This is a genomic window from Psychrobacter sp. Pi2-1, from assembly GCF_904846645.1.
Classification (GTDB): Bacteria; Pseudomonadota; Gammaproteobacteria; order Pseudomonadales; family Moraxellaceae; genus Psychrobacter.
Map to the genome: position 1 here is coordinate 53,938 of NZ_CAJHBO010000018.1, position 11,339 is coordinate 65,276.

At 41.9% G+C, this 11,339-nt stretch carries 9 protein-coding genes; 2 read left to right on the top strand and 7 right to left on the bottom strand.

The features are described from left to right. Positions 1-46 precede the first annotated feature (46 nt). The 6 genes from JMX91_RS10470 to JMX91_RS10495 all read right to left on the bottom strand — a co-directional run bounded on the left by JMX91_RS10470 (position 47) and on the right by JMX91_RS10495 (position 6,290). The gene (locus JMX91_RS10470; RefSeq protein ID WP_201549017.1) at positions 47-556 is read right to left on the bottom strand and encodes a hypothetical protein; all 510 of its coding nucleotides are present in this window, start codon (positions 554-556) and stop codon (positions 47-49) included. Positions 557-782: 226 nt separating this feature from the next. Next, on the bottom strand, positions 783-1,496 hold the full coding sequence (gene purC / locus JMX91_RS10475; RefSeq protein WP_201549018.1) for a phosphoribosylaminoimidazolesuccinocarboxamide synthase: 714 nt from the start codon (positions 1,494-1,496) through the stop codon (positions 783-785). A 128-nt stretch (positions 1,497-1,624) separates the two neighbouring features. Continuing rightward, positions 1,625-1,954, bottom strand: a complete 330-nt coding sequence (locus JMX91_RS10480) for a hypothetical protein (protein WP_227673345.1) — start codon at positions 1,952-1,954, stop codon at positions 1,625-1,627. 141 nt (positions 1,955-2,095) lie between these two features. Continuing rightward, entirely contained in the window at positions 2,096-3,001 is a 906-nt protein-coding gene (gene dapA / locus JMX91_RS10485) for a 4-hydroxy-tetrahydrodipicolinate synthase (RefSeq protein WP_101204579.1), read from the bottom strand. 450 nt (positions 3,002-3,451) lie between these two features. Further along, positions 3,452-4,660 carry a hypothetical protein gene (locus tag JMX91_RS10490; RefSeq protein ID WP_201549019.1) on the bottom strand — a complete coding sequence of 403 codons (1,209 nt, stop codon included), beginning with the start codon at positions 4,658-4,660 and terminating at the stop codon, positions 3,452-3,454. Positions 4,661-4,925: 265 nt separating this feature from the next. Then, positions 4,926-6,290: a Do family serine endopeptidase gene (locus JMX91_RS10495; protein WP_413786793.1), complete on the bottom strand. Its 1,365-nt coding sequence runs from the start codon at positions 6,288-6,290 to the stop codon at positions 4,926-4,928. 954 nt (positions 6,291-7,244) lie between these two features. Here JMX91_RS10495 and JMX91_RS10500 point away from each other — a divergent pair. Then, entirely contained in the window at positions 7,245-9,518 is a 2,274-nt protein-coding gene (locus JMX91_RS10500; protein ID WP_201549020.1) for a cation:proton antiporter, read from the top strand. 164 nt (positions 9,519-9,682) lie between these two features. On the opposite strand, the gene JMX91_RS10505 is transcribed toward JMX91_RS10500, so the two are convergent. After that, a complete protein-coding gene (locus tag JMX91_RS10505) occupies positions 9,683-10,015 on the bottom strand; it encodes a dTMP kinase (RefSeq protein ID WP_227679382.1) in 333 nt (110 codons plus the stop codon). 183 nt (positions 10,016-10,198) lie between these two features. Between JMX91_RS10505 and JMX91_RS10510 the strand changes: the two genes are divergently transcribed. Then, complete coding sequence (locus JMX91_RS10510; RefSeq protein WP_201549021.1) at positions 10,199-11,002, top strand: deoxynucleotide monophosphate kinase; 804 nt, start codon at positions 10,199-10,201, stop codon at positions 11,000-11,002. Positions 11,003-11,339: the final 337 nt, after the last annotated feature.

Sequence of the window (11,339 nt, forward strand, 5' to 3'; positions counted from 1 at the left end):
ATAACTGGTTCTATTGGGGTATATCCAAATCAAGGCTAAAATCTATTTAGAATGCTTTAGAATTTAAACGCTCAAGATAGGCTTTACGACAAGGGCTAAAATCTGTCCAAGATACATGTACGAATAAATATTGAACTGTACCTTTATTTAATACAATGTCATCATCATTTTCTTTATTAGTAATAAGACTATACTGATCATAGCAATATTCTTGACTATTAGAGTCTTCTGTAGGCATCTCTTTCCAAATTTTTTGGCTAGTAATATTTTGCATTAATCGATTAACAGTTGTTCGAGTCGGGTTTTCATAAACTTTGACTGCGGCCCTAACCATATCTTTTGATCTCTTAGTATTTCGATTTGCGAGAGGAAGCCCTTTAGTTACATCATCTAGTAATGAGGCAACTTCTTGCATTGACGGTCTATCTTCTCTGGATGGCGTTTTACCCCCGAATCCTATATAGCCGTCTGTGTAAAAAGTCCACCAAATTAGTGAAAGAAATGATATTACCATTATAATAAAAACAGTTTTTATAATAGAAACGATATTTTTCATTGTTTTATGCCAGTTCGATGCCTGTATAGCGCACCGATCACTAATAGAATATGTATGGTAAGTACACCATGAAGTACCCTGTGAGTATTTCAGCGAGTTAAAATATTGATACTAGTAGCCTACAGCTGAAGGTTCAAGTCCTCACTAGAGTACCATTATGAATATAATGCCATAAAAAAACTGAGCACATGGCTCAGTCTTTTATTTTATGTTCAGTATCAGATACTTATTTTAATGGCACACCAATACGGTCAGCCACTTCTTCATAAGCTTCAATCACATCACCTAATGACTGACGGAAACGGTCTTTATCAAGTTTCTTCTTAGTGTTCTTATCCCAGATACGGCAGCCATCTGGTGAGAACTCGTCACCTAATACGATACGGTCATGGAATATGCCAAACTCTAGTTTAAAATCAACTAGGATTAAATCACCCGCATCAAACAATGCCTTTAATACATCGTTGACTTGATAGGTCAGCTCTTCCATCTTAGCCAATTGCTCTTTGGTCGCCCAGCCAAGAGATACAGAAAGTGATTCGTTAACCATCGGATCACCTAGCGCATCATCTTTATAAAACAGCTCATAAGTTGGCGGCGTCAATGCCTGACCTTCTTCTAAGCCTAAACGACGCACCAAACTACCAGCTGCAAAGTTACGCACCACGCACTCTACAGGAATCATGTTCAAGCGTTTAACCAACACTTCGTCATCAGACAATTGCTTTTCAAAATGTGTTTCGATACCAGCATCAGACAATTTTTGCATGATAAAAGCATTAAAGCGGTTATTAACCACACCTTTACGTGCTAATTGTTCGATACGCTTACCATCAAGCGCTGAGGTATCATCACGGAAGTGCAAAATCAGAAGATCATTGTCTTCTGTTTCATAGACAGATTTGGCTTTACCTTTATACAGCAGTTGTTGCTTTTGCATTATGGGGGTTCCTGTTCGTTCAAGCTTATGTGGTAAAAACGCGCAGCTACCGCTGACTGATGTAAGATACATGGTTTGCGGCTATGATAAAAAACGCAACTGTCAGCGATATAGATAAGGGAGTAAGTTTAGTTCGAAGTGTTGCTAACAGCACGCTGAGGTTTTGGCAGCTGATACTGATTGCCTGACTCATTTTGTAGTTGGAGCGTGTTTGCCCCAGCATTAGGTGTTGAATATAAAGGTACAAAGGGTGCCGTTTCTTGGGCAGCAGGTAGCTCTATCGGTGCAAGCTTTTTGCTTTGTTGATAATCTAAGCTGCCGTTGTCACGTTTACCAAGCAGGTTTTTGGTCGCTTGACAGCCGCTTAATACCAAAGTGCTACCCAAAACCAAGGTCAGCATTGCTGGAAGTAGTTTTGTCGTCTTTGATGATACTGTTTTTGATGATAATGTCATCATGTTGTCTCTCTGAGTTAGCAGTTATTGCTCATGTAGGCGATTGACTTATCATTATAAGTTGACTTGCTACTAGCTCGAATATCAATCATCGAACTAGCAACAAATCTAAAATCGCCGAATATCAATTGGCTAAATATCAATTTATCGTATGTTTGCTCGAACCAATGCTTCATCGATAGTCGCATGATGCTGCTCGGCGAGCCAAACCAATGGCAGACGGATACCTTTATCGATAATGCCCATTTTATGCAAGGCGTACTTCGCTGGGATAGGGCTTGATTCGATAAATAGGTCACGGTGCAAATGTTTGACCACGTCATGGATTTTACCAGCCGCTTCAAAGTCACCACGTAAACCTGCAGAAAAAGTCTCACTCATGGCTTTTGGCGCCACGTTAGCAGTGACTGAGATATTACCTTTGCCACCTACTTTCATTAGATCAAGCGCAGTGCCATCATCACCAGATAATACAACCATTCTGTCACCAACGGCTTTGATCAATTGCTCACCGCGACCGACAGATCCTGTCGCATCTTTGATAGCAACGATATTATCGATGTCACACAAACGCTCAACCGTTTCTTGAGCGATATCAACCACTGTACGTCCAGGCACGTTATACAGCATTTGCGGTATATTTACGGCTTTGGCAATGGCTTGATAATGCTGGAATAAGCCTTCTTGTGGTGGCTTATTGTAGTAAGGAGCGACTAGCAACGCACAGTCCGCACCTGCATCGGCAGCATCCTGAGTCAGCTTGATGGCTTCCATCGTGTTGTTGGCACCAGTACCCGCGATGACCGGTACACGACCTTTAACATGCTGGACAAAATAGCGAATGACATCGCTATGCTCTTGCATAGATAGGGTCGCTGATTCACCAGTAGTACCAACAGCCACAAGGCAGTGTGTGCCCTGCTCGATCTGCCAATCTATGAGATCTGCGAGACGTTTATAATCGACCTTACCGTCAGGGTGCATGGGCGTTACCAAAGCTACCATTGAGCCTTGTAGTCGGGTTTTGATCTCGTCGTATGCTGTGCTCATAACCGTGCCTTACTGTATTATCCTAGCTTTTATTAAAGCTGTCACATGATAGGTCGTTTGCAAGTGGCCATTTATTTGTGTGCGTTGATAAACGCTGATGGCGTAACTTACTTGATATTAATGCTGCGTCTCTACTTACTATAATAGCGTTTGTATCATAGATTATTATATTTACGATATCAGTATCGTGATGGCAATTTACCAAGAGTAATAGGCGTACCTACTAGCCGACAGAAATATAATAATAAGAGTGCTCGTTAGTGTAGCATATTTTGATTTGACCGCTATCAATCAATTGGCAGTCAGCACATAATTTTAGTACCAAAAAATGGGCATTATTTTTTGCTTAAATTTATAAAGCTTGGCCTAAAACCTTGCGAATAAATAATCGCACTACTACAGGAGCAGTTTAGCGTAATCAACGTGCGCTGATAAGTCTCTTATGTAATATTAACGAATCGTCAACACATCGATAGTAGGTCGATAGAATCGAAAAGGCAACCCTCTCGTACCGATGCCGCTACTGACAAATATCTGTGCACTTGCATGTTGGTATAGGCCGCGCTGCTTACCCATACGACTGTTATATAGCAATGCTGACTGTTCACTACTGCGTCGAATATCGTTCTGTTTTTGAGCAAACAGGATATTTTTTTGAATAGCCTTTGCAGCGCCTGTTATCAATAAAGGGCGTGGCTGTAAAGATTTTGGCAGATCACTGATACTATCAAATCGTGATGCCAAGATAATCACTGGACTGGTGGCATTGGCAATCTCTGTTCCAAGCATTGCTTTATCAGTCGCCTCTGACGTTTCAATATCTGTAGATTGCTTGGGTACATCTTGCCAGCCACAAAGCACCGCTACTAATGGATTTATATTCGAATCTTCTGGCTCAACACTATCTTGATTATTAGTTTGATTATTAGACTGGTTGACGATTGACTGCTGATTTGTTGCTTTTGCACACTTGAGTGGCAATGACGTACATTGCTGACCGATATAGTTAATATCGAGCACATCGAAAGTACTGGCCAATGTATCTTCTAGTAGCGGCTGACCTTGCTTGGTCGTATTCATAGATTGATAACGCAAGTCCGAGGTGCTCATGACCGTATAAACAGGTTTATTGACCCCTTTAAATAGCATTAATTGACCCACCAAGTCTGCACTTGGATAATATAGCCAGTCGCCCGTAATCAGTACGGCATCTGCTGACAAGGCGTTGATAGTAGAGACCAGCTTGCGAATATGACGCGGCTTACCACCGTATATCCCTATACGCAAATCTGCCAATACGGCGACTTTGAGCGGTGTAGACAAATCTAAGTCAATAGAATGATGGTCTAGTCGTAAGCGGTTGGGTTGTACAATGACAGTATAAAAGTATAAACCCATCATCAATATTGCCATCAGTACAGCAGGTAGTGATAGCTGCGCTAACATCGGCATCAGGTCCTGTGACCAAACCATGATAAGCAATATCGCCCAAACAGGCATCGTATAAGCGGCATAATATAATGCGAGCTTCACCCAAACGCGCATAAAGCGCTTGGTAGGATTGGCATTAAACGTTTGTAGCCCTGACCACAGTGCAATGTACGCTAGCAATGCTGCTGACGTCGTTGTAATAAGCGTATGTAGAGCGGGGTCAGTCATAATTACCTAGCGGTTGCATAATGGTACGAGCCTACTAAGCGACTCGGCCCACCTTAGAGCCTATTGATTGATCAATAACTCACTTAACGAATGGATTGCTGTTGAGGTCTCACTCTTAGCTGTTTGATAAAAAACCAAACATTATAGAGGTCGACCTCCATGATAGACAAGCACAATTATTGACGTGCGCGCTGCCTTTATACTCTGCACCGTAATCTGAGTTACGTTATTAGCAATATCAACAGTCACGCTTTAATCATGACACCTACTCAATACGTAGACCAATAATAGCAGGAATGCCTTGGCGTATAACTTCTATAGTGACTACGCCTTTTTTAGGAAGAGATGAGATAGCACCTGAAAAGTCTGCCACTGTTTCGATCGGCTTTTGATGAAAGTTAGTGATGACATCACCTGCCAGAATACCTGAGCGCGCGGCCAATCCAGTAGGATCCACCGTGGTAACCAATATGCCCGTTTTATTATCGACGGCTATTTCTGCTTGTTCATCTGCCGTCAAATCTCGTAAACGCAAGCCCAACTGCACATCATCATTTTGCTCATCACCGCTCTGTGCTCTTACATCATTGGGCGCATAAGCGAGCTTACCGTTAATCACCATCTGCTTACCGTTACGCTGAATCCGTGCACGGAAGGAATCGCTTGGACGCGCTCGGTTGAGCAAGTTCAGCAAATCAGATGCCTCCATGATTTGTACGTCATTGTATTGCAGAATGATGTCGCCAGGTTTTAGGCCTGATTTTTGTGCTGGTGAATCTGGTGATACACGAGTCAGTAAGGCACCTTGAGGGCGCTCTAAATTATAAGCCTCGGCCAGATTGCGATCGATATCTTGTGGATAGATTCCTAGATATGCACGCGCCACTTCACCGTCGTTTTTTAGCTGCTCATAAATGTCCATGGCAGCGTCAATAGGGATAGAGAATGACAGTCCCATATAACCGCCAGTACCACTAAAAATGCGCGAATTGATACCAATCACTTCGCCGCGCTGATTAAATAGTGGCCCGCCAGAGTTACCAGGGTTTAGTGCCACATCCGTTTGAATAAATGGCACGCTTGTCTCACGCGAGAAGCTACGCGACTTGGCACTGACAATACCAGCAGAGGCTGAGTAATCAAAACCAAATGGCGAACCAATTGCTAATACTGGCTCTCCTACTTTTAGACCACTTGAGTCGCCGATAGGCAGGGCTGGAAATTGATTGCCCTCAACTTTTAGCACGGCCACATCTGAGCGCTCGTCACTACCGACTAAGGTTGCATCAAGCTCGGTTCTATCATTGAGCGTCACAGTGATTTTGTCCGCACCTGCGATGACATGATGATTGGTCAGCATGTATCCATTGGAGGTAATAAAAAAGGCCGTACCATAAGCATGTTCAATCGCTGGCGTCGCGACTCGATCAGGAATACGTAGACGATCACCAAAGAACTGACGTAACACTTCAGCAGTCTGAGCCTTAGCGAGCTCGGCTTCGCTAATCGTTTTGGTAACATTGACGCGTGCCACTGCTGGCGTGACTTGTTGCACCAAACCAGAGAAATCAGCCGTAGTGACTGCAGCCTGAGCACTGTTTATCGTCGTGACGTTGATACTAGCGAACATCGCGGTACTAACAGCAAGTGCCAGCGCACTACGTTGTAACCAGCGCTGCATAGTGGCAGTGGTCTGTCCTTTGAACATATTGATAGGCATTTTGTGTCCTCCATATGAGTAATCGCTGTTATTAACAGCCACGTTATGATTGTCAGCGATAGCGACTACACCAAGCGGCATGCCCCTATTCGTTACTATTTGGTGAAATTATATTCTTTTATCTATTTATGCGGCGCAGCACTTTTATTCGAACCTATTGTCATAGCTATTTAGCCGTTACTTTACGCTTACCTTTATTACTACTCACTACTTGAATACTTATAGAGTGCCGGTCTTTAAAAGATGGTTAATAGTGTAGAACATGGTTAATAGCGTCTTATAAAAATAAATACTCTCAGCGATCAGTATATGACATTTCATGGCGCTAACACTATTATCCTGTGCGCGACGTGCATGCCCCACGCTGCTACTGTATGATAAATAAAAACTTAAAGTATTATGCTGATGTCTTTTGCAGAGTGCAGGATAACCCAAGGCAGCGTTATTTCATACGGGCTTCGTATACTTTTATGGTCGTGACATAGCTTTTTAGCAGGTACGGCTTACATCAGCTTGAAATAAAATCATGGTATGATGTCAAACCAAATATTTTACTAAACAAACAAAAGTTAGCTTGTATATAAGGCTGTTTATTGCAGACTTATGAACTGGCTATCATCACTCTTGTTTTCCATCTTTTGCATTTCTAGCGTATTGTGATTTATCTAGAAACGCTTTTGTCTTTGCTACTTTATAGTAGTTATATCATATCTAGCTTATGTTGTGATTCATGAGGGCTATCAGTGCGATGGCTTGGCTACAACAAAAACGGATAACAACTTATTGTTAAATAAACGGTAGCAACTATCTTATAACAGCTATCGATAGATATAAAATATGACAAGATTATAAAAGGATTAATTTATGGATACCGCCCTTTTGCTATCCGGCGTGGTTGGGATTGGCATTGCCGCCCAATGGTTGGCTTGGTATTTAAAGCAACCATCCATTTTATTTTTATTACTGATTGGTATTATCGTCGGGCCAGTGCTGGGTGTATTTGACCCAGATCTGGTATTAGGCGAGCTGATGTTTCCTTTCATATCTTTGGGCGTAGCGATTATCCTATTTGAAGGATCGTTAACGCTAGAGTTTGATGAGATTAAGCAACATGGTACCGTGGTACAGATGCTAGTATCGGTCGGTGTACTGATTACGATTGCTATCGTGGCCCTATCGACTTATTTACTATTCGATGTCGATCCATTGATTGCTCTACTCTTCGGTGCACTGGTCTGTGTGACTGGTCCAACGGTCATTATGCCACTGCTGCGTAGTGTACGCCCTAACAAAACCATTTCCAACATTTTGAAATGGGAAGGTATTATCATTGACCCAATCGGCGCTATCGCTGTGGTATTGGTCTATGAGTACATTATCTCAGGCGGTGAAGCCAGTAGTATTCTACTATTTGCTAAGATTGTCGTATTGGCAACGGCAATGGGTATGGCGGGCGCTTGGCTACTTGCATTCCTTATGCGCCGTCATATGATTCCTGAGTTCTTGCGTAATGTTTTTACTCTAGCATTTGTACTGGTGTTATTCTCAATATCGAATCATTTAGAGCATGAATCAGGTCTATTGACCGTCACAGTATTGGGCGTGGCATTGGCAAACTGGCCAAAATTTCCCCGTGAGACGATTTTAGAGTTCAATGAATCGTTAACCATTTTGCTGATTTCAGTGCTATTTATTATTCTGGCAGCGCGTGTAGAGTTGGCAAGCTTGCTCAGCGTTGGTTTTGCAGGACTAGTGCTGCTCGCTATCGTAATGTTTGTCGCACGTCCACTATCAGTCTGGGCATCAGCTATCGGCTCTAACCTTAAGACCAATGAAAAGCTGATGATTAGCTGGATTGGCCCACGTGGTATCGTCGCTGCTGCTATCTCATCACTGTTTGCGATTCGTTTGCAAGAGTATGATATCCAAGGCGTAGAGCTACTTGTACCTCTCGTATTTATGGTCATCATCGGTACGGTCATGATTCAGGGTCTAGGCGCAAAGGTCGTCGGTAATCTACTAGGCGTACGTGAGCCTGAGACTAACGGTATCCTTATCGTTGGCTCAAACCCAATTGCATTATTGATTGCTACCTCTCTAAAAGACCAAGGCTTCGACGTTATCGTTGCGCACAACAACTACACTAATATTGCACGCGCACGCATGAGCGGTCTGCGTACTTACTTTGGCAACCCTATCTCTGATCACGCAGATCATCATCTGGATCTAATCGGTATTGGTCGCTTGTTTGCGATGAGTATGGACAAAGAAATGAACACGTTGTCCGAGATTCATTATCGTCATGAATTTGGTGAGCGTAAGCTATATCGTCTTAAATTCAGTGACGAAAAAGTCAAAAGCGAGCGTGATGACAAGCAATCGAACTTCCACTCACAGTGGTTGTTTGGCAAAGACGTGACCTATACCAAGCTTGCCAGTATGCTGTCCAAAAAAGCTCGAATTAAGATTACGAACATCACGGATAGCTATAGCTTTGAGCAGTATAAAGCGGATAATAAGCAATTCGTACCGCTATATACCGTCGACAAAGAAGGTAAACTGCACGTCATCACCGATAAGTTTGACGGTACTGTCCCTCGTGACCGTAAGCTTATATCGCTAGTGGTAGACGATGAAGTACAGCCAAAGCCAGTCGATGTAACGCCTAAGCAAGAGCAGGCTCGCATGGCAGCTGATGCTAACTTTGAGTCAAACTCAAAAGCCCCTGAAAAGCGCAAAGAGCAGGAGCCTAGCCCTGACGATAGCCAGACAGCAGCGCCAGAGCCTTCGGTAGATAGTGATAAAAGTGATGAACAAAACACTGCCAATCAGTCATCAACTACCCAAAGCAGTAGCACTGAGACTAAGTCACCTTCTAGCACTACTGTAGAGAAAAGTGGGCCAGTAGAAGAGCCAAAAACGTCTGCTACTAATGTGGATAATAAAGGCGTCATGTCTGCAAACTCGACAGCGACTTCGAAGACCAAAACCTCTACGAACAGTAATGGCAATGGTAGTGCGCCCAAAAACAAAAAAGGAGCACTTGACCCAAATCGTCTACCTGACTCTGCTCAGGATAGCGATGCCTCTATCGCTACTACTGAGGATGTAAAAGTAGATAAAATAGATGACAAATAACGTGCATAGTTATCCACTTTATTGATTTGATAATGAAAGATTTACCTTAATAAAAAGCCCCAGCAATATGCTGGGGCTTTTTATTAGTGCTAACTGACTGGCTAACTGTCTAACTAACTATCGATACATCCAACTGCCGTATAAATCTACTTGGCAAAATTTAATTATTTGATATCGAATCTATCTATAACCGTTTGCCATATACGCGCACTCACATCATCCGTACTGCCCGATGCATCAATACGCTGTATACGCTCAGGATACTCACTCGCAAGCTGACTAAAACCAGTATGCACCCAAGTAAAAAACTCGGTAGCCTGCTGCTCAAAACGATCTGCCGCACTGCGCTTGTTGGCACGTTTCATGCCCTCTGCTACTGGCAAATCCAACCACAATGTCAGCTCAGGAAGCTGCGTCACAAATTGTTTGATGAGCATATCGATTTTGCCGCGTACCAGCTCATCACCATATGCACGCCCAAAGCCCTGATACGCAATAGTAGAGTCTTGTCTTCCGTTCTAACAATTTGTAAACTAATAAGCTTTATATCCGTATATACTATAATGTAAACTACTAATATGCTATAAAACAAACAACCTTATTTAAAGTCTAAAACAATATAGCTTAATAAGAGATGTTTTTATAGAAATTAAGCTTAGGTGATGGGAAGCAAATTAAGAATGACTAAAGTAATTGGAATTGCAGCTATAGCTAGATCAGGTAAAGACACAGTAGCTTCTATATTATTAAAACATGAAGATGTAACTACATATGCCTTAGCCGACCCGTTAAAAATTGGATGCCAAATATTATTTGGGCTAACCGATGCCGAAACTTGGGATGATGATCTTAAAGAGAAAATAATCCCTCATTGGGGATGGTCACCTAGAAAAATTTTTCAAACAGTTGGAACTGATTGGCTTAGAGAATTGAATTCTGATCATTGGTTATTAAGAGCAAACTTGGCATTTAACCAAAATGAAACCAATAAATTTGATAAATTGCGAATTGACTTTACCGACCCCAAAGCCCCTTTCAGGTTGGCTGCGCAAGCTATTTTTGGGATTACTCAAGAAGAAGCATGGAATCCTTTATTACTAGAGAATAATCATAACTATTGGGATATGACACCAAATCAAATGATTGAATTTCTCTATAGTCATGCTTACTTAGAATTCAGTAACTATGGCTTATTAAGATCAGAAATACCTTTGACTCTCCCTTCAAGGGAAATTCCAGCTTATGGAAAAGAAAAAATTGTTGTAATCAAAGATGTTAGATTTGAGAATGAGGCTGACTTTATACGGTCTCACAACGGCAATATATGGCACGTTAAGCGAGACAATGCAGCAAAAGTTATAAGTCACTCCTCTGAAAGAGGAATAGAAATAAAACAAGGAGACATTGTCATTAACAATAATGGTTCCTTAATGGATTTAGAACTAATCATTGAAGAAGAATGGGGAAAGACTAGTCGTGAATGAAGGAGATATTCGGAATGTTATATCTGTTGAAACATCCTCTGGTCATGTTATTAAAGCAAGATATTTAAGTATTTCAGGCTTTGAACTTGATAATGAATTATGCCTTGAGCTTCACAGGTTATTCCTTTTTCACTCTAAGGATAGGGTCAATACGTCAGCGTATATTCTGAATCAAGCAATTGAAACGTTTTTCGTATTCATAAATAAGTATTGAACCGCCCCGACTTTATCGGAGACTTATTTACTTGAGTCAGGCAGCAATACCTGACAGGATTAAATTATCATAATACCGCTTTTCAAACTCAAAGGGTGACACATATCCAATCGTGCTATGCAA

What these genes read in the sequence shown, in the direction of transcription:
- JMX91_RS10470 (WP_201549017.1), bottom strand. Translation starts at nt 556, where the DNA reads ATGAAAAATATCGTTTCTATTATAAAAACTGTTTTTATTATAATGGTA.
- purC (WP_201549018.1), bottom strand. Translation starts at nt 1,496, where the DNA reads ATGCAAAAGCAACAACTGCTGTATAAAGGTAAAGCCAAATCTGTCTAT.
- JMX91_RS10480 (WP_227673345.1), bottom strand. Translation starts at nt 1,954, where the DNA reads ATGATGACATTATCATCAAAAACAGTATCATCAAAGACGACAAAACTA.
- dapA (WP_101204579.1), bottom strand. Translation starts at nt 3,001, where the DNA reads ATGAGCACAGCATACGACGAGATCAAAACCCGACTACAAGGCTCAATG.
- JMX91_RS10490 (WP_201549019.1), bottom strand. Translation starts at nt 4,660, where the DNA reads ATGACTGACCCCGCTCTACATACGCTTATTACAACGACGTCAGCAGCA.
- JMX91_RS10495 (WP_413786793.1), bottom strand. Translation starts at nt 6,290, where the DNA reads ATGTTCGCTAGTATCAACGTCACGACGATAAACAGTGCTCAGGCTGCA.
- JMX91_RS10500 (WP_201549020.1), top strand. Translation starts at nt 7,245, where the DNA reads ATGGATACCGCCCTTTTGCTATCCGGCGTGGTTGGGATTGGCATTGCC.
- JMX91_RS10510 (WP_201549021.1), top strand. Translation starts at nt 10,199, where the DNA reads ATGACTAAAGTAATTGGAATTGCAGCTATAGCTAGATCAGGTAAAGAC.